Genomic DNA, 17,536 nt, shown 5'->3' with positions numbered 1-17,536 from the left:
TTAGCTCACCGTCGCGATCCACCTCAGCGCGCTCTCGCCACCCGCCTTTCTCCGCGACGCCAAGCTAAAAACGCTCTGCATTATGTGGCACGCCACATAACCGTTCAGCGGGGCCGTCTACGTCTTCCGGGCGAAGCGAACTGACCGGATCAAGCTGATCTTCTGGGACGGCACCGGCGTCTGCCTCTATGCCAAGCGTTTGGAGGATGGGGAGTTCCGCTGGCCGAAAGTGCATGATGGCATGATGCGGCTGACGGCCGCGCAGCTCTCGGCGCTACTCGAAGGTCTCGACTGGCGGCGCGTCCATGAGGCGCGCCGGACCCGCGTTCCAGCCCAGGCCGGCTGACCCGCGACGAAGTGAATCAGCCTGGATTCCGCTGTCGCGGGCTGTCGGCGAATATGGTCTGATCCTGTCATGGCGATGACTGCTGACCAGCTTCCCGACGATCCGGACGCGCTGAAGGCGATGGTCCTGGCGCGCGACGTCGAGAACGCCCGGCTGATCCAGATCATCAAGGAATTGCAGCGCCACCGCTTCGGCCGTCGTGCCGAGACGCTGCCGGAAGACCAGCTGCTCCTGGGGCTTGAGGAAGCCGAGCAGATCGAGGCCGCCGGTGAGGAAGAGCAGGCACAGACCGCTCCTGGCGAACGTCAGGCGCGTGTCGCAAAGCGCCGAGCGAACCGGGGCGCGCTGCCACCCCATCTGCCGCGCGTGGAGATGGTCGTCGACATCGAGGATCAAGCCTGCCCGTGCTGCCGCAATGGTCTGCATCGCATCGGCGAGGACGTGAGCGAGCGGCTCGATATCGTTCCGGCGCAGCTGCGTGTGATCGTCGTGCGGCGGCCCAAATATGCCTCACATGGGGATTACATGGTCAAGTGTGATTTTCCTCCTTCGCAGTTTCGGTCCAAGGTCTGAGCCCGATCACGTGACGCGGCCCGGTCGCCGGGCCTCATCCACCTCACATGCGGTCGCCGCTCTGGGCGGCAGCACCAATATCCCGCTTGCGGCGGGCGCAGGCTCAGGAAGACGAAACCATTCTGCCGATCGGCTGTTGAGGCCATGCATATTTTCGGTTCGCCCACCTGGATCCGAAAGGCTGATCAGGCCTTTGCGGAATGGAGGAAAAGGGTGGTGGAAGCGGTCATGCGGTTTTCATGAGCGCTCCCTCGATGATGACGCCGGCGGTCGCGTATTTCCACAGCGCCACCAGCAGCTTACGGGCGAGTGCGACGATCATCGCCTTCTTGAGGCGGCCGCCGTTGCGCGCCACCCGTTCGCTGAACCAGCGGGCTAGGCCCGAGGCCGACTGGTGGCGCAGCCACAGCCAGGCAAGCTCGACCATCGTCGTTCGCAGCCGCGGATTGCCTGCCTTCGACACGCCTTGTTCGTGATCGATCGTGCCGCTCTTCCATGGGGAAGGTGCCAGTCCCGCGTAGGCGGCCACCTGCCTGCGGTTGTTGAAATGCCGGAACAGCCCTTCGGCATGGAGGATCGTCGCGAATTCCGGCCCGATACCCTTCAGCTTGAGCAACATCGCCGCCGGCGTCGAGGCGTCCACCGCCGTGGCAGCGAGCAGCGCGTCGCGCTCGGCCTCCACCGCCTTGATCTGGCCGAGCAGCAATTCGAGACGGTCAAGCTCGCGGCCGATCTGGGCCTTCATGCGGGCCGGCAGGGCGCGGCCATCGCCGGTCCGCAGTTCTTCCAGGCGATCACGCCGGTCGCGGCGCAAAGGCTCGTAGTCGCGGATGCCCTGGCTGAAGAGCAGGCCTTTGATGCGGTTGACGTGCTCGACCCGTTCGGCGACCAGCACCTTGCGCTCGCGGTTGGTCCGGCGGCGATCCTCATTCTCGGGCGTCGGCACCCGGACCATCGAGCAGACGCGCGGCTCACCCCGCTTGACGGCCAGCAGGGCGCGGATCAGCGCCTCGCCATCGAGCCGATCCGTCTTGGCGCGACGGTGGCGGCGCGACACCGCGATCGATGCCGCATCGACGATGTGACTTTCGATCCAGTCCTCGCGGTTCAGCACCCGGTCGATCCAGAAGCCGTCCAGCCCCGCCTCCTGGATCACCACCAACGGATAAAGCGTGCCGGTGCGCGCCTCGGCCTTGCTGCGCAGCCCGGTGAGGCAAACGAGCAGCCCGGCACTGTCACCGCCGGCGACCATGTGGCGCGACATCTTCTCGCTGCCCGGGACAATCGAGGTGACTAGCCAGGTCGATCTGGACAGCTCCAGCGAGACGAAGATTGCGCCAAGATCCACGCGGACAGCGGCTTGTAGCTTGGATTGATCGGCGGTCGAAAGATGCATGAAGGGCCTCCAAAGAGCGAGTTGCGATGGCCCCACTCTGCCAGAGTGCGGGCCACGATCCACTCCCCATGGGATCTGCCGTGCCTGCGAGGACGTGGTGATCCAAGCTCCCGCACCCGCCCGGCTGATCGAGGGCGGCCTTCCAACCGAGGCAACGGTCGCCCAGGTCCTGGTCTCAAAATATGCCGATCATCTGCCGCTCTATCGTCAGGCGCAGATCTACGCCCGGCAGGGCATCGCTCTCGATCGCTCCACGCTCGCCGACTGGGTCGGCCGCGCCGCCTGGCATCTGCGTCCGGTGCATGAGCGGCTGCTTGGCAATCTGAAGGCGTCGCCGAAGCTCTTTGCTGACGAGACCACCGCGCCGGTGCTCGACCCCGGCCGCGGCAGGACCAAGACCGGGCAACTCTGGGCCTATGCCCGCGACGACCGGCCCTGGAATGGCGGCGACCCGCCGGGCGTCGCCTATGTCTATGCGCCGGATCGAAAGGCCGAGCGTCCGATCGCTCATCTCGCAGGCTTCAGCGGAATCCTGCAGGTCGACGGCTATGGCGGCTATCGTGTGCTGGCCGAAAAGAGTGGCGTCACGCTCGCCTTCTGCTGGGCACACGTGCGCCGACGCTTCTATGAACTGGCGGCAGCCGGTCCCGCGCCGATCGCCAGCGAGGCGCTGAGACGGATCGCCGACCTCTATAAGATCGAGGACGATATCCGCGGCCGATCGGCCGATGAACGCCGTGCGATGCGTCAGGAAAATAGCCGCGCTATTGTCGCCGATCTTGAACCCTGGTTGCGCGAAAAGCTCGGCCTGATCAGCCAGAAGACAAAGCTCGCCGAGGCGATCCGCTACACGCTCTCGCGCTGGGAAGGCCTCTCGGGCTTCCTTGACGACGGCCGCATCGAGATTGACAGCAACACGGTCGAGCGGTCCCGCAAAAACGCGCTCTTCGCCGGCTCCGACGGCGGTGCCGAACACTGGGCGGTCATCGCGTCGCTAGTCGAAACCTGCAAACTCAATGGCGTCGAGCCACTCGGCTATCTCGCCGACGTACTCACCAGGATCGTCAACGGCCATCCAAACAGCCAGATCGACGACCTGCTGCCTTGGGCCTACATCCGGGCGCCCGAGCTAAAGGCCGTGGCCTGAGAACAGCGCTTACGGTGATCGACAAAGCTGGCGATAATTTCTGAAAGGATCATGCCAGTCCTCCCAGATCGGACGCCCCGACCTCGCGCAGTCCGGCAAGGTCGACCCTGGCGTAGGTGCGGGTCGCGAAGGCGCTGCGATGGCCGAGATGGTCCCCGATCTCCTTCAGGCTCAGACCTTGCGCGACAAGGTGGGTGGCGCATGCGTGGCGAAGTCCATGAGGGCCCAAAATGCATCGACTGAACGCCCAGGGCGCTCAGTCGGCTTGCAACCACATGGTACACCGCGCTCGCCGACAGCGGTCGGAACGGGGCCTTGAGGGTGAGGAAGACCTCATGGCGACGGCAGCGGGGGCGCGAAATTTGTGACAGTCTTCTCGTCGACGGGCAGCAGAGCAACGAATGAGAGATTCATGGTACCTATCCGGTGAAGCCCTCGCCGGAGGCGTACGATTCATGAGACGTCTCCAAGGTTAGGATGTCGGACCCCGAAACCTTACCTGAGTTCCGCCGCCCGTCGCCTAATGGGATCTTTAGTCGCTGCTCCTGTAGTCAGGGCCGGCATTGCAGCCGCCAGTCGAAAGTCAGTAAGCTTGAGAACCTGACTCGAAACTCGGTTACGTGCGAGGTGGAGATGCGCCGTGGCGGAGCGTGAGGCGGATGGAGGCGATGAGGACCGACGCTTCGGCGCTTGCGATAGTCGCCTCGAAATCCTTGGCGAGCTGGCGACAACGCCCGAGCCAGGCGAAGGTTCGCTCGATGACCCAGCGTTGCGGCAGGACCTCGAAGCCCTTGGCCGCGTCGGAGCGCTTGATGATTTCGATGGTCCACGTGCCCAGGTCGGCGAGAGCCTGCGTCAGTTTTTCTCCGGCATAGCCGCCGTCGGCGAACAGATGGCGCAACCACGGGTAAAGCTGTCTAATGGAGGCGATGACGCCGACTGCCCCATCCCTGTCCTGGATGTCGGCCGTATGCACCGTCAGCTCGACCAGGTGCCCCTCGGTGCCGGTGATGATATGGCGCTTGCGGCCCTTGACCTTCTTGCCGGCTCGTAGCCACGCAAACCGGCAACGTCCGTGGTCTTTGCCCGTTGACTCCTTTCGATGATGCCGGCGCTCGGGCTCGCCTCGCGACCAAGCGCCAGGCGTGCCGCAGCCACCAGATGGAAGTTGACGGTCCTCCACAGCCCATTGTCTCATTGTCTCGCCAGGCATAGAAATAGCGTTGAACCGTCGAAACGGGCGGGAAGCGGTCCGGCAACGCCCGCCACTGGCAGCCGGTCCAGGCAATATAGAGGAGCGCATCCACTACCGATCGCAGTTCGCTCGTCCGTGGTCGTCCTGTCGCCTTCGCTCCAGGCATGAACGGCTCGATCAACGCCCATTCCCTGTCCGTCAATGCGTTTGCATCCCGCTGCTCCGCGCGGCAATATTGCCGGCGGGTGGCCTCCGTCCAACCCATCTCGTGATCCCGCCCAAGTCTAGACAACTCAAGCGAATCACAACGGACGGAGCCACTCAATCGCTTCCAAGCCCAATCCCGAGTTTCGGGTCAGGGTCTGAGAGGTGGCTATTCCATGTTCACCTCCCGCGCCGCCCCGGTGCACCATCCAATCCAGCATAATGTTTCATGCTGCGCTTCTCCTTCCTGACGGATTGTGGCGCTTCGCCGACGCAACCGAGTTCCGCTTTGGAAAGGAGTCTGCTCACCTGGCCGCGTAGACTGAGACAGATCGAGGAGCAAGCAACACGAACAAAGCCTTCGCCCGAAAGGGCGTTGCCCGGATCGTTCCCTGGAAGGATAGGCGAGGCGATCTCTTTGAGAGTAGCGATCCTGCCCGCCCAAGCGCGGCAAGGTCGTGAAACAGATTGAGACGCCTCGCACTCCTGATCCCATCATGCGGCCCAAGCGCTGACTGCGAAAAGAAATGTGTGACCTACAGAACGGTCAAAAAAACGTTCAGGAGGTAAGCGCGAATTTCCCCGCACCTTTTGCTGTTGAGTGCTCTGATGCATGAGGTGTCCACCAAAATAGGTGGACACCTTGTGATGGAAGAAGATGAGCAGAAACTGCGGGTGAGGCTTGTCGGTCGGGACGGGCGACGCCGATACGACCCGGCATCGAAGGACCGTCTTGTCTCGGCCTGTCTTGGGCCTGGCGTGTCGGTATCGAGGCTTGCGCTCGAACATGGGGTCAATGCGAACCTTCTTCGGAAGTGGATAAAGAAGCGGGCGGAGACCCAGTCCCTCCCACAGCCCCCACCATCGGCGTTCATTCCGGTTCAGATTGAAAGCACTTCCGATCGGGCCTTGCTGCGACAGAGCAGCATGGCTGCGGTGGATTTGCCGGGGACTTGCGATGGGGCACGTAGGTCGGCATCGAAAAGGACAGCGCCTTTTTCCTCTCCAGCCAAGGTGAGCGCGTCGCTGCCGAACGGCGTGACGTTGACGCTGGAATGCGGTGATGTGGATGCGTTGACGGCGACCATCGGAGCACTGGGTCATGTTCAGACTGGGCGCTGACCTGAAAGTCTACCTGCACCGCGAGCCGATCGACTTCCGGGCCGGCATCAACAGCCTTGCGGTTCTGGTCCAAGAGACGATGGCGCTCGATCCGTTTGCTCCGGCGGTTTTTGCGTTCTGCAATCGCCGTCGCGACCGGATGAAGCTCCTGTTCTTCGATCGGTCGGGCTTTGTGCTGGTAATGAAGCGGCTGACCGAGGACAAGTTCCGGTGGCCGCGCCGGGAGGCAGCGGTGGTCACGCTTACGACCGAGCAATTGCACTGGATCCTCGACGGCATCGACATCGATGCGATGGTCCGCCATCCGGTGCGGCAATATCAGGTTGCGGGTTGAGGGCTCTCGAATTGAGCGGTTGACGCGGCGGCATGCTTTCGATTCAAGAATCTGATGAATCGACCCGGCGAACCGACTGTTGAAGCGTTGATGGCGCGTATTGCTGCGCTGCAGGCGCAGAACCGTCAACTCACCGAACGCGTCGTCAAACTCGAGGAAGAGCTGGCGCTTGCACGACTGCATCGTTTTGCGCCGCGCAGTGAAAAGCACATTGACCGCCTCTTCAATGAAGCCGAACAGGCCGCGGATGAGGACGCCGCCGACAACGAAGATGGCGGCGTCGTTGTCCTGCCGGACACGGGCTTGCCGGCCAGCGAAGGGGCGACGGGAAAGAAGCGCGGCCGCAAGGCCTTGCCGGAAAACCTGCCGCGCGAGCGCGTCGAGTATGACCTTCCCGACGATCAGAAGGCTTGTCCTTGCTGCCGTCACCAGATGCATCGCATGGGCGAGGCCGTTACCGAGCAACTTCATATCGAGGTGAAGGCGAAGGTCCTGCAGAATGTGCGGTTCAAGTATGCCTGCCGTCATTGCGACCGCACCGGGATCAGCACGCCGGTCGTGACCGCGCCGATGCCCGCGCAACCCTTGCCGGGCAGCATCGCCACGGCCTCGACGCTGGCCTTCGCGCTCGTTCACAAATACGTCGACGGCACACCGCTCTACCGCCTGGCGCAGGCCTTCGAGCGCGCGGGCGTTCCTGTCAGCCGTGGCGCTTTGGGTCACTGGGTGATCGGCTCGAGCGAAAAGCATCTCTCCCGCATCTATGACGCGCTGAAGCTGCGGCTCAGATCGCAGCCCCTCATCCATGGCGACGAGACCACGATCCAGGTGCTGAAGGAAACGGACAGAGAGGCCGCCAGCACCTCGTACATGTGGGCATACCGGAGCGGCCAGGACAGTGACGAGCCGATCGTGCTGCTCGATTATCAGCCGGGTCGCGGCCAGATACACCCGCAGACCTTCTTGGGCGATTACCGCGGCATCGTGATGAGTGACGGTTATTCCGCCTGGCGCACGCTGGAAGGGGCAACGCATCTTGGCTGCATGGCCCATTCGAGGCGGCGCTTCGTCGATGCCCTAAAGGCGAGGAAGAAAGGCGGCGGCCCGCCGGAACAGGCACTCCGGTTCTTCGAACAGCTCTATCGGGTTGAAAGGCAGGCGCGGAACCAAATCCCCGATGACGGCGAAACGCGAGATCACTGCATTCGCCGCTTCCGCCAGCAACATAGTGTCCCCATCCTCAATGCTCTTAAGGCATGGCTCGACGACATCGCCCCAAAAGTCTTGCCGGACAGCAAGCTCGGCGACGCCGTGTCCTACACCCTGAACCAATGGGGATATCTGACGCGTTACACCGAGGACGGCAGCATGCCGATCGACAACAATCTTCTCGAGCGTGACATCAGGATTTTTGCAACTGGCAGGAAGAGTTGGTTGTTCAGCGATACTGTCGACGGAGCCAAGGCCAGCGCCGTCATCTACAGCCTGATGTTGACCTGCCGCGCCTGTGGCGTCGAGCCGTTAGCGTGGTTGCGCCACGTCCTCACTGAACTTCCTCAGCGCCCCGAGAACGTGGCTATCGACGATCTCCTGCCCTTCAACTTCCTCAAAGCCGCCGCAGCCTGACCCGACGCGTCCGTCTGAAAGCGATCAGCTGTTGCAAGGGCCGTCAATGTGCGGGGAAATGAGCGCTTACTCAGGAGCATCTTGACCTTAAGGCAGTCTGCTTCAACGTTTCGGCCAAAGACTCCTCGAATATGTCAAGGCCTTGACTTAGTGTCTCCGAGTCGATCGAAAGCGCAGGCAGGAATTTTATGACTTGATCAAATGGTCCACATCGTTCGACCATCAATCCCTTCTTAAATGCCCTCCGTGTTGTAGCCTCTGCGACTTCGGCCATTTGACAATCGAATCCCAACGCCATGCCCCGCCCTCGAACAGCAAAACTGTTTCCGTGCTTGAGTGAAATGGCCTCAAGCCGGCGTCGTACAAGTTCTCCAAGGTGCTGAACACCCTGTGCAAAAGTCCGACTCTGCCAATAGATATTTATAGCTGCGGTTGCAGATACAAGAGCGAGGTTATTTCCTCGGAACGTGCCCGTGTGTTCTCCTGGTTGCCATGCGTCGATTTCTTCTTTAATCAACAGTACGGATAGCGGCAGACCATACCCACTCAACGATTTCGATAATACAACGATATCTGGCGACAACCCCGCGAATTCGAAGCTAAAGAATTCGCCGGTGCGACCACAGCCCATTTGGACATCATCAACTATGAAAAGTGCACCAGTATCTTTTGCCGTGGCTTGAACCGATTGCAACCATTCCTTGCGAGCTACGTTTATGCCCCCTTCACCCTGGACGGTTTCGACGAGAATGGCCGCCGGAGAATCAGTACCACTGCTGTTGTCCAGCAATACCTTTCGCATGTAGTCAGCCGTATCAACGGCTGACCCAAGATAGCCATCATAGGGCATAAAAGTCACACCAGACAGAGAAACCCCGCTGGCCTCGCGATGGAATCGGTTGCCGGTCACAGCAACTGCTCCCAAGCTTAGACCATGGTATCCATGCGTGAACGAAATTATATTTTGACGCCCCGTGACCTTGCGCGAAAGTTTTAAGGCTGCCTCAATAGCATTGGCACCTGTCGGCCCAGTGAATTGGAACCGATATTTCAACCCCCTTTCCCGAAGTATGACAGAGTTGAAGGTCTCCATAAATTCGAGTTTTGCAGGAGTGGCTATGTCAAGTCCGTGGACTACAGCATCCAACGCCAGGTACTCCGTCAGGGCCGCTTTAATCCCATGATTGTTGTGACCGTAATTTAGAGCTCCAGCACCAGAGAGAAAATCAATGACCTTTCGGCCGTCCTCGGTCAGCATAATAGAGCCGCGCGCTCGACTGAAAAAGGTGGGAAAGGAGCGTGAATATAACCGGACGTTCGATTCCAAGGCTTCGAAAGACTGCATATTGCATGCCCCACGAACCGCTCCACTCATGATCGCCTCCTTCGCAAGTAACTGGTTCAAGGAGCAAGGGCGCTTGTTACGATTGCAAGACATGGCCACAACCGGAACCTGTCGCCCATCTCAGGGGGCCTTCTGTTGCGCGACTTGTACCTTCCAGAACGGTTTTAACAACCTACCTGGCAACCGGACAGGATGAACCTACTAACACTAGTAGCTCTCCGCAATTCAGATCTAGGCTAATTTCCGTTCACAACAGCAAATATTTGAATTCGTTGTATAATCGCGGCTTTGCGCAGGCGAGGCTCGGCGGTTTCAGGTATATTGGATGATGCCAGTGAGTCCAAAGCTCTGCCACCGCCGGAGCCGACGATGCGCCAAGAACGCATCGTCCAAGCGAGTATATTCGATCTTTTCGCCGCGCACGAGATCGGCCACGAACTGAAGGCCATGTCGCACTGGCTGGACGAGCGGGCGATCTGCTTGGCTTGGTGGCGCGAGATTTGGGTCGGCACGGCGTCAAGGCCACCGGACGGCACGGCCTACCTGCCGAGGCGGTGTTGCGCTGTGCGCTTCTCAAGCAATACCGACAACTGACCTGCCAAGAACTGGCCTTCCATCTTGAGGACTCCGCGTCGTTTCAAGCCTTTGCGCGGCTGCCGTGGTCATGGAGCCCGCAGAAGTCGGTGCTGCACAAGACGATCAGCGCGATCCGGCCTGAGACCTGGGAACAGATCAATCGGGCGCTGCTGTCGAATGTCGAATGCTCAGCAGGCGAAACTGGAAGACGGCGCGGTCGTGCGGCTGGACAGCACCGTCACCGCGGCCTGATCCACGAACCGAGCGACAGATGGGGTATTCGGCTTAAGCCCTCATCTTTGGCAATGATGCATGGGGAGGTGCTGCGCTTCGAGCTGATGGTAGAACGTGGTCTGTCTGGAACAGCCACAAGCATCAGGAAAGGAAGCGCAGCATGAAACATTATGCCGGATTGGACGTCTCGGTGAAAGAGACCGCCATTTGCATCGTCGACGAAACGGGCACGGTATGCCGCGAGATGAAGGTGCCGAGCCATCCAGAGGATCTTGCGCGGGTGCTCAAGGATCCTGCCTGGAACTTTGAGCGGATCGGTCTTGAAGCCGGGCCGTTGTCGCAACGGCATCGCGCAGATGATGCGGGTCAATCTGTTCCGCCCGGTGCATGTGAAGACCCTGACAAGCCAGAAGCGCCGGGCCTTGCTGACGGCGCGCAAGCTCTTACAGGAAAAGGCGATTGCCATTGAAAATGACATTCGCGGGCTGTTGCGCAACTTCGGGCTGAAGGTTGGCGCGGTCGGCGCATCCGCGAGCTCACCGAAGGCATGCCCGATCTGGCCGAGATCGTCGAACCGCTTCTCGATGCGCGCGGCAAGCTGCGTCAGCACTTGCCACCCTCCACCGCAAGCTTCTGGCGATTGTCCGGGATGACGCGGTTTGCCGCCGGCTGATGTCGATCCCCGGTGTCGGCCCAGTGGTGTCGCTGGCCTACACCGCGACGATCGACATTCCGGCCCGCTTCCGCAATTCGAAAGCGATCGGGCCGATTTTGGGCCTGACGCCGGTGCTTCATGAGTCGGGCGAAAGCCGCCGTATCGGCCGCATCTCGCTGTGCGGTGATGGCATGATGCGAACGCTGCTTTATGAAGCCGCGAAGACCCTGCTGACCAACGTGAAAAAATGGTCATGGCTGAAGGCCTGGGCGATGAACGTCGCCAAGCGAGCGGCCAGCAGAAAGCCATTGTCGCGCCCGCCCGCCGGCTGGCTGTGATCATGCATCGCCTCTGGAGTGATGGCACGCAGTTCCGCTGGACCAGGAAGGAAATCATGCCGGTCGCCGTCTGACCGGCCCCATTGAGTTTGCACGGAGACAACAAGGTTCCACTCGCTGGTGGAAGGATGTCCTTCGCGGGGCGATGGCGAGGTGAGTTCGCCAGGCTGCTTGTTCCGATCGCATCATCGCGATCAGGACGCGCGACAGATTGTTCCACCTCGTTCTATGGATTCCCCATACTGCGAGGGCCCAAGGCGCCGATCCCGAAGAGAAGCAAGAGCCCGCGAAAGACATCAAATGCCAGTAAAGCGGAAAAGCTCGAAACCGCTTGACTTCCACACGCCGAATAGAGAAGCAGCCTATCGTGGGATGCCGTCCGGGTCATGGTGCGCCTGTTGAAGCAGGCTGATGCCTTGGCCGGCGCCGGCTTGGCATGGCACGATCACTGCCGCGCGGCCAAGAAGCGCGCCCGCAAGATCCAGTTCACACGCGGTCGACCCAATCGGGTTCTGCTCTACCACGAACTGATCGGGATCACCCACGCCACCTTGGCCTATCTGCGGCAGGCGACGGCGCCCAATTGGCCGTGGCGGCCAACCCACTCATCGAACTCTGGCAGGCCCAGGTCTGTCACTATCGGCCGCTGATCGAGCAAATCATCACACAAAGTGAGCGGCGGGAGTTGGCCGGCGAGTTGGTGCCGGCCAGCGACAAGCTGGTCAGCCTGTTCGAGCCGCATGCCGATATCATCGTCAAAGGCAGCCGCGACACCGAATATGGCCACAAGATCCTATGAGGAGGGTGGATAGCGACCTGCGCTGTGGCAAAGGTGAGGTTGCTAAACCCTAGACATCCTACCTTGGAGGCCGAGCATGCCCGTTGCAGCACACCGACTCGATGCGTTGACCGCCATCCGCACTGATCTTGGCGCAATTTTCGTCTCGTTGGAACTCAGCCGCTCGAAATGGCTGATCACCTCGCTGTCGCCGGGCGCTGGCGAGAAGATGTCGAAACACGCAGTGGCGGCCGGCGACGTGGCCGGCATGCTGGCGCGGTTTGCCGAGCTCAACCGGAAGGCCGAGGCGCGGACCGGGAAATGCTTTCCGATCATAGTCGTCCAAGAGGCTGGGCTCGACGGCTTTTGGATCCACAGGGTGCTGCAGGCCGAAGGAATCGAAAGCCACGTCGTCGATCCGGCCTCGATTGCCACCTCACGCCGGCGGCGTCAGGCAAAGACCGACAAGATCGACGGCGAGGCGCTGGTGCGCGCGCTGCTCGCCTATAAGAGGGGCGAGCCGCGCGTCTGCGCCATGCTGCGGGTGCCCACCCCCGAGGAAGAGGACCGCCGCCGCCTCTCGCGTGAGCGCAAGGCCTTGACGAACGAGCGGACCCGCCATGTCAACCGCATCAAAGGCCTGCTGTTTGCACAGGGTGTCTCCGGCTACGAGCCGTTGCGGCGCGATCGGCGCAGGTGCCTTGAGGCGCTGAAGACCGGCGACGGGCATCCGCTGCCGGACCATCTGAAGCAGCAGATTGATCGCGAACTCGAACGGCTGGAGCTGCTGATGGAACAGATCAAGGCGGTCGAGGCCGAGCGCGACGCCATGCTTGCGACCGAGCAGAGTGCCTCGCCAGCCCCGGCCATGCTGCTCGACCTGAAGGGCATCGGGCAGGAGTTTGCCGCCGTGCTGTGGACGGAGGGCCTGTCGCGGCACTACGACAACCGACGACAGCTGGCCGCCTACGCCGGCCTGGCGGCGACCCCCTGGCAAAGCGGCTCCGTCTCACACGACCAGGGCGTTTCGAAATCCGGCAATCCAAGGCTGCGAACTACGCTGATCCAGCTCGCGTGGCTATGGCTGCGCCATCAATCGCAATCGGCGCTCTCCTTGTGGTTCAAGGAGCGGGTGAAGCAGAACGGCGGGCGCCTCAAGAAGGCGACGATTGTGGCGCTCGCCCGCAAGCTACTCGTGGCGCTGTGGAAATACGTCAACGCCGGCGTCGTCATCGAGGGGGCGGTCATGAAGAGCGCCTGATGCCGATTGCCGCTCACCCATGGAATGTGAACTAAGCACTTCTTCCAGGGCCTGATCAGTCCTGGCGGATCCAGGTGGACGAACCGAAGGTTGGGATGGCCTTAAATGCCCCGCCACAAGAATGGTCCCGTCCTCCTGAGCCCGTACCCGCCGCAAGCGGGATGTTGGTGCCGCTGTTTCGAGCAGCGACCGTATATAAGTTGGATTGGGCTCGGATAAACGGGCCGCGTCATGCCATCGGGCTCAGACCATGGATTCCGCAACACATCGAGAAGGTGAAGAAATGTTGCCCTGACACACCCGTTCCGTCTTTACCTTCCTCATATAAGCTCAACCTGACCACCGGCAGGAGCGGCATGATCCTCGATCTGGTGATCGAGGCCGGGCAATCCGCGCGACAGCAATCGATTGCTGTCGATGCTGGAACGCCACATCGCCTTCTATGGTCGCGCGCCGCGGCAGGCGGTGGCCGACGGCGGCTATGCCAGCCGCGAAAATCTGCGCCGGGCCAAGGCCTGCGGCGTGCGCGACATGACCTTCCACAAGAAGAGCGGTCTCAAGGTCGAAGACATGGTCAAAAGCAATTGGGTTTACCGCAAGCTGCGCAACTTCCGTGCCGGCATCGAGGCCGGCATCTCCTGCCTGAAACGCGCCTACGGCTTGGGGCGCTGCACCTGGCGCGTGCTCGACCACTTCAAGAGCTACATCTGGTCCTCGGTCGTCGCCTACAATCTCGTCCTCTTCGACGTCTCAAGCCGACCTGAACTGACCCTGGCATCGCAGTTGCCCCGCACCGACCCATGCAGGCCGCCACCGCGCGCGCCGGTGACACTATTTTGGCGACAAACAGCGCTCTTCCCCCCTCCACGCCCGTCAAGGTGCTTTCAATCGCCCACAACTCATTGTAAAGGCTGTGAAACACGCACGTTTATGGACGGAAACTAGTTAGGCGCTTGCGTGATTCAAACTGCCCATATCTGCAGGAGGTTCAGATACCGGAAAACGCGAGACGTTGAACCTAGGCAGTCAAAACGCTCCATATCGCAACACATAATCGTCTTTGATAGTTATTCAAACGAAATCAATAGTATCTGGATAAGCAGAGATATTCGTATATCGGTGTGTTATTTCCTCGCCCACGTTTATGTCCTTTATCGCTACAATGCGAGCCCACGCACCAGAGTCCTCATCAGTCCAAACTATCTGAGCATTTGGGTCAAAAGAATGATTCACTACTGAGATTATGCCGAAAACAACGTAGCCAGCTGCGGGATCTGTTTTGAGTTTACAATCATGACGTATAAAATAGTACTCAAACAATCCGGTGCGATCTAACAGGTTTTTTTCCACACCATCAAATGCCAATGTTGGAGCACGCTCAATTATATCTCCAACATTGAATTTTACATTGGCAAATACGCCGCGTCCTTTTCGAGGAACATTTTTGACATATACGGCGCTGGTGCGGTCAAAGACTTTGCCGAACTTCATATTCGCTTCCTTTGGAATGAGCATGGAGCGTTTCCTAAATGTATGCACAATTGAAGAGGTCAAGCGACCGTTCTTCACCAATATGCTGACTTCAAAGAAGTCGACGGCGGGCGTCGATCTCCGCTCGCCTACAAGGGATGTTCCGACAGTCTGTTTCGATAACGAATATATCTCGCCATAATGCTCGTCACACCTACCAATATGCGTAGGTGCCTTTAGTCCCACACTAGGTGTTAATTCCAGTGTCGCTGATTGCTGGCTCGGGCCTCCAGCTGGACACCTCGAAGAACCTCCCCAACTCGATCGTTTTCTGATTCACTGCGCTGGTGATTTGCATGGAGGCGATCGATGCGGGGACAGGCGGGGTTCTGGGATATTGAGGAGCGCTATGTCCGGCTGAGCGAGGCGGGCGATCCGCTGGAAAAGCTGAACGCGGTGGGCCGTGGGAGGTCTTCCGCAAACCACTGGCCAAGGCGCTGAAGCGCTCGGATGGCGCGAAGGGCGGACGCCCTCCCTACGACCCGGTGATGATGTTCAGGATCATGATGGTGCAGGCGCCTTACAGCCTGTCCGACGACCAGGCCGAATTCCAGATCCAGAACCGACTTTCCTTTATGCGGTTCCTCGGGCTGGGACTCGGCGACCGGGTCCCGGATGCAAAGACGATCTGGCTCTTCCGCGAGCATCTCACCAATCCGTGATCGATTGATCGCCATGACGGCCGACTTCCAAACGGTCTGGTGCGACCCCACCTTGCCGAACCGAGAACGCAAGCGGCTCCTTGCCTACTCTCGTCGAAGACGTCACATTGCTCAAGTTCCAGGCCGAGGGAGAAACCCGGATCCACATCCGCTTCAGAGGCGGAAGGACCGAAACATTGACCACCCAGAACCCGAAATCCTCCGCACAGCAGGTAAAGACCCGGCCCGAGGTGGTCGAATTGGTCGACAAGCTTCTGGACGATCATATCTGCGCTGAAATCGCTGACATCCTGAATGCAAGGGGAATCTGTCCCTGCGGCTCAGCGCGGCGCGGCAAGGCTGACGCCCAGTTCACCGACTTGCGCTCATCTATCTCGTCAAGCAATATGGTCTGCGCTCGCGCTACGACCGGCTGCGCGAGCGGGGAATGCTGACAAAAGCAGAAGCCTGCGCAAAACTCGGAATTACCGAATGTAACCTGGTCAGATGGGCGAAGTACGGCATCGTGAAAAGACATGCCTACAACGGCTATATCGGCCTCTATGAACTGCCAGGACCGCACGTCCCAGCCAAACAGTGCAGCCGATGGAACCAGCTTGCCCATCGGGCAGAGGCCATCCGCCGACTCAACTCCTCAAAATGCTCCGATCTCAAGGAAAGGGCTGTAGTATGAAGCCAGTTAGTTGTGGATCAGCATCATTCCCGAGTTGTCCCAGACCAAAATTTTGATTCTGTCGGCCGGCTTCGATCTGAACACAAAGGCCGAGCCGCAGAATGGATCGAGCCCGATCATCTCTTGCAGCGCAGCCGCAAGCCCGTCGTGAACCTTTACGAAAATCGACCGGCCGCGTCGCGACATAGACCTTCATCTGCGCACTAGGCGTGATCATATCGCCGCCCGCACTGCGCGGATCACCCGCGACAGATGCCTCTCATCGGCATCCTGCCCCGGCCCGGATCACGATATCACCCATGACAACGTCAATGCGGGCGTTCGCCTGCCTCGGCTGAGACGGTTCTTCGACCAGCAGTGCCGCAAAGGCGGGGGCCGCGGCCATGCTTTCGGGCAGCGTCAGAGACCTGCCGCAGCCGCTTGCGCCAGTCATAGACCTGCCAGCGCGTCACCCCGTACTTGCGTGCCACCTCCGCCACCCCGACACCGGGCATCAGGCTCTCCGCCACAATCCGCGCCTTCTCCGCCTCTGTGCGCCGCCGCCGGCCTGTCGGACCTTCGATCACTTCAAGCCGACCGCCATAGCCTTCACTTGGGAAGTCCAACTGGACGTCCATTTTGCCGTCTCTTGCCACCACAGGACTCCGTCCATATCGGACGCATCTTCGCATGGTCAGGTCAGGCCGAGCAGGTCGGAAATTGAGGGGACCAATGAGCGATTACGAATCTATGGGGATATGGATCGCACTGATTTGCAGCGTCTGACGAAGGAAGAGTTGATCGATCTGGTGCTGCGGATGCAGCGATGCAGCGGCCAGAGAAGACATCACGCACGTCGTCCAAGCCACCTTCGAGTGATCGCAAGGAGCTCGGGACAGGGCAAAGTCTGGCGGTGCCAAGGCGGGTCATGAAGGTCACAGCCGCCATGCGTGAGGATGCCGATCCCATCATCGATCATCATCCCGACCAATGCCTTTGCTGCCGCGCCAGCCTATCGAGCGATCTTGCTGCCGAACCGTCAGCGAGCACGACAAGATTGAGCATCCCGCGATCAGGCCTTTGATTGAGCGCCATCGGCGTCTGGCAGTCCGTTGCCCGTCCTGCGTGTGAATCGGCGTGCAAAATTGGACGCCGATCGGGGGTCAGTTTTGGAAGCCGTTTGACAATATGGACGCAAGCGATCGAAAACACCCCAGAACGACCGTTGCAGGCAGGGCGCCGTCCACATATGGATCTCGCTTCGATCCGCCTCATGCTTCGCCGCATGGCAGCTCCGCGTAGTGCGTAACCGAGTTTCGAGTCAGATGGGGTGATTGGGGTCTCTGCCGAGCCGAAAGAGGGAGGCTGCTCCTGTCGGGATGTTAGAACGTGGTCGCTTTGGAGCGCCACAAACATCGGGAAGGAGCAGCCATGAAGTATTTTGCCGGATTTGCCGTGTCTTTGGAAGAGACCTCGACGCCTACTGGCTCATGTGGGGCCTGCGCGCTGCGATGCCGAAACGCTCCAGCTTTGCCGTCGCGCAATTCGACACGCTGCGTTTG

13 protein-coding genes and 10 pseudogenes are annotated in these 17,536 nt (G+C 60.3%); 15 read left to right on the top strand and 8 right to left on the bottom strand.

Annotated elements, in window-relative coordinates:
- Positions 1 to 112 precede the first annotated feature (112 nt).
- Both tnpB (NKI52_RS31700) and NKI52_RS31695 read left to right on the top strand, forming a co-directional pair.
- Positions 113 to 346 (top strand): annotated as a pseudogene (tnpB, locus tag NKI52_RS31700) (IS66 family insertion sequence element accessory protein TnpB); the annotation flags it as partial.
- A gap of 69 nt (positions 347 to 415) precedes the next feature.
- Positions 416 to 856: pseudogene (locus tag NKI52_RS31695) on the top strand (IS66 family transposase zinc-finger binding domain-containing protein); the annotation flags it as partial.
- 289 nt (positions 857 to 1,145) lie between these two features.
- Here NKI52_RS31695 and NKI52_RS31690 read toward each other — a convergent pair.
- Positions 1,146 to 2,315, bottom strand: a complete 1,170-nt coding sequence (locus NKI52_RS31690) for an IS110 family RNA-guided transposase (protein ID WP_352700759.1) — start codon at positions 2,313 to 2,315, stop codon at positions 1,146 to 1,148.
- A 64-nt stretch (positions 2,316 to 2,379) separates the two neighbouring features.
- On the opposite strand from NKI52_RS31690, the pseudogene tnpC (NKI52_RS31685) reads away from it, so the two are divergent.
- Positions 2,380 to 3,462, top strand: a pseudogene (gene tnpC, locus NKI52_RS31685) (IS66 family transposase); the annotation flags it as partial.
- Positions 3,463 to 3,511: 49 nt separating this feature from the next.
- On the opposite strand, the gene NKI52_RS31680 reads toward tnpC (NKI52_RS31685), so the two are convergent.
- Together NKI52_RS31680 and NKI52_RS31675 are read right to left on the bottom strand one after the other, a co-directional pair.
- Entirely contained in the window at positions 3,512 to 3,691 is a 180-nt protein-coding gene (locus tag NKI52_RS31680) for a tyrosine-type recombinase/integrase (protein ID WP_352700758.1), read from the bottom strand.
- A 387-nt stretch (positions 3,692 to 4,078) separates the two neighbouring features.
- Positions 4,079 to 4,922, bottom strand: a pseudogene (locus NKI52_RS31675) (IS5 family transposase).
- A 587-nt stretch (positions 4,923 to 5,509) separates the two neighbouring features.
- On the opposite strand from NKI52_RS31675, the gene tnpA reads away from it, so the two are divergent.
- The 3 genes from tnpA to tnpC (NKI52_RS31660) are packed head-to-tail and all read left to right on the top strand — an operon-like array spanning position 5,510 to position 7,943.
- Positions 5,510 to 5,983 carry an IS66-like element accessory protein TnpA gene (gene tnpA / locus NKI52_RS31670; protein ID WP_352671492.1) on the top strand — a complete coding sequence of 158 codons (474 nt, stop codon included), beginning with the start codon at positions 5,510 to 5,512 and terminating at the stop codon, positions 5,981 to 5,983.
- Positions 5,964 to 6,317, top strand: coding sequence for an IS66 family insertion sequence element accessory protein TnpB (gene tnpB / locus NKI52_RS31665; protein ID WP_352469379.1), 354 nt, complete (start codon positions 5,964 to 5,966; stop codon positions 6,315 to 6,317). Before tnpA ends, tnpB (NKI52_RS31665) begins: the two co-directional genes overlap by 20 nt.
- Before the next feature lie 54 nt (positions 6,318 to 6,371).
- The gene (tnpC, locus tag NKI52_RS31660) at positions 6,372 to 7,943 is read left to right on the top strand and encodes an IS66 family transposase (RefSeq protein ID WP_352700757.1); all 1,572 of its coding nucleotides are present in this window, start codon (positions 6,372 to 6,374) and stop codon (positions 7,941 to 7,943) included.
- Between the two features lie 70 nt (positions 7,944 to 8,013).
- Here tnpC (NKI52_RS31660) and ectB read toward each other — a convergent pair whose 3' ends face one another.
- Positions 8,014 to 9,288, bottom strand: coding sequence for a diaminobutyrate--2-oxoglutarate transaminase (gene ectB / locus NKI52_RS31655; protein ID WP_352700760.1), 1,275 nt, complete (start codon positions 9,286 to 9,288; stop codon positions 8,014 to 8,016).
- Between the two features lie 369 nt (positions 9,289 to 9,657).
- Between ectB and NKI52_RS31650 the strand changes: the two are divergent.
- From NKI52_RS31650 to NKI52_RS31630, 5 genes and pseudogenes are all read left to right on the top strand, one after another.
- Positions 9,658 to 10,133 (top strand): annotated as a pseudogene (locus tag NKI52_RS31650) (transposase); the annotation flags it as partial.
- A 125-nt stretch (positions 10,134 to 10,258) separates the two neighbouring features.
- A pseudogene (locus NKI52_RS31645) lies at positions 10,259 to 11,165 on the top strand (IS110 family RNA-guided transposase).
- A 282-nt stretch (positions 11,166 to 11,447) separates the two neighbouring features.
- Positions 11,448 to 11,884, top strand: a pseudogene (locus tag NKI52_RS31640) (ISNCY family transposase); the annotation flags it as partial.
- Positions 11,885 to 11,966: 82 nt separating this feature from the next.
- Positions 11,967 to 13,130 (top strand): IS110 family RNA-guided transposase, encoded by a 1,164-nt coding sequence (locus NKI52_RS31635; RefSeq protein ID WP_352700756.1) that lies wholly within the window; start codon positions 11,967 to 11,969, stop codon positions 13,128 to 13,130.
- 323 nt (positions 13,131 to 13,453) lie between these two features.
- Positions 13,454 to 13,894: pseudogene (locus NKI52_RS31630) on the top strand (transposase); the annotation flags it as partial.
- 307 nt (positions 13,895 to 14,201) lie between these two features.
- Here NKI52_RS31630 and NKI52_RS31625 read toward each other — a convergent pair.
- Positions 14,202 to 14,645 carry an SET domain-containing protein-lysine N-methyltransferase gene (locus NKI52_RS31625; RefSeq protein WP_352700755.1) on the bottom strand — a complete coding sequence of 148 codons (444 nt, stop codon included), beginning with the start codon at positions 14,643 to 14,645 and terminating at the stop codon, positions 14,202 to 14,204.
- Positions 14,646 to 14,969: 324 nt separating this feature from the next.
- Here NKI52_RS31625 and NKI52_RS31620 point away from each other — a divergent pair.
- From NKI52_RS31620 to NKI52_RS31610, 3 genes and pseudogenes are all read left to right on the top strand, one after another.
- Positions 14,970 to 15,310: pseudogene (locus NKI52_RS31620) on the top strand (transposase); the annotation flags it as partial.
- A 119-nt stretch (positions 15,311 to 15,429) separates the two neighbouring features.
- The gene (locus NKI52_RS31615) at positions 15,430 to 15,756 is read left to right on the top strand and encodes a hypothetical protein (protein WP_352700754.1); all 327 of its coding nucleotides are present in this window, start codon (positions 15,430 to 15,432) and stop codon (positions 15,754 to 15,756) included.
- Positions 15,750 to 15,995, top strand: a complete 246-nt coding sequence (locus NKI52_RS31610; RefSeq protein WP_352700753.1) for a hypothetical protein — start codon at positions 15,750 to 15,752, stop codon at positions 15,993 to 15,995. The genes NKI52_RS31615 and NKI52_RS31610 overlap by 7 nt, the downstream gene beginning before the upstream one ends.
- Before the next feature lie 6 nt (positions 15,996 to 16,001).
- Here the strand turns inward: NKI52_RS31610 and tnpB (NKI52_RS31605) are convergent, their stop codons facing one another.
- Both tnpB (NKI52_RS31605) and NKI52_RS31600 read right to left on the bottom strand, forming a co-directional pair.
- The gene (tnpB, locus tag NKI52_RS31605) at positions 16,002 to 16,181 is read right to left on the bottom strand and encodes an IS66 family insertion sequence element accessory protein TnpB (protein ID WP_352700752.1); all 180 of its coding nucleotides are present in this window, start codon (positions 16,179 to 16,181) and stop codon (positions 16,002 to 16,004) included.
- A gap of 122 nt (positions 16,182 to 16,303) precedes the next feature.
- A complete protein-coding gene (locus NKI52_RS31600) occupies positions 16,304 to 16,612 on the bottom strand; it encodes a transposase (RefSeq protein WP_352700751.1) in 309 nt (102 codons plus the stop codon).
- Positions 16,613 to 16,732: 120 nt separating this feature from the next.
- Here NKI52_RS31600 and NKI52_RS31595 point away from each other — a divergent pair.
- Positions 16,733 to 17,099 (top strand): annotated as a pseudogene (locus NKI52_RS31595) (IS66 family transposase); the annotation flags it as partial.
- Positions 17,100 to 17,356: 257 nt separating this feature from the next.
- Here the strand turns inward: NKI52_RS31595 and NKI52_RS31590 are convergent.
- On the bottom strand, positions 17,357 to 17,536 hold a 180-nt coding region (locus tag NKI52_RS31590; protein ID WP_352700761.1), incomplete at its 5' end, for a hypothetical protein.

The organism is Mesorhizobium sp. M0590, assembly GCF_040320905.1.
Taxonomy (GTDB): domain Bacteria; phylum Pseudomonadota; class Alphaproteobacteria; order Rhizobiales; family Rhizobiaceae; genus Mesorhizobium.
This window is presented reverse-complemented; position numbering and strand designations above follow the sequence as displayed.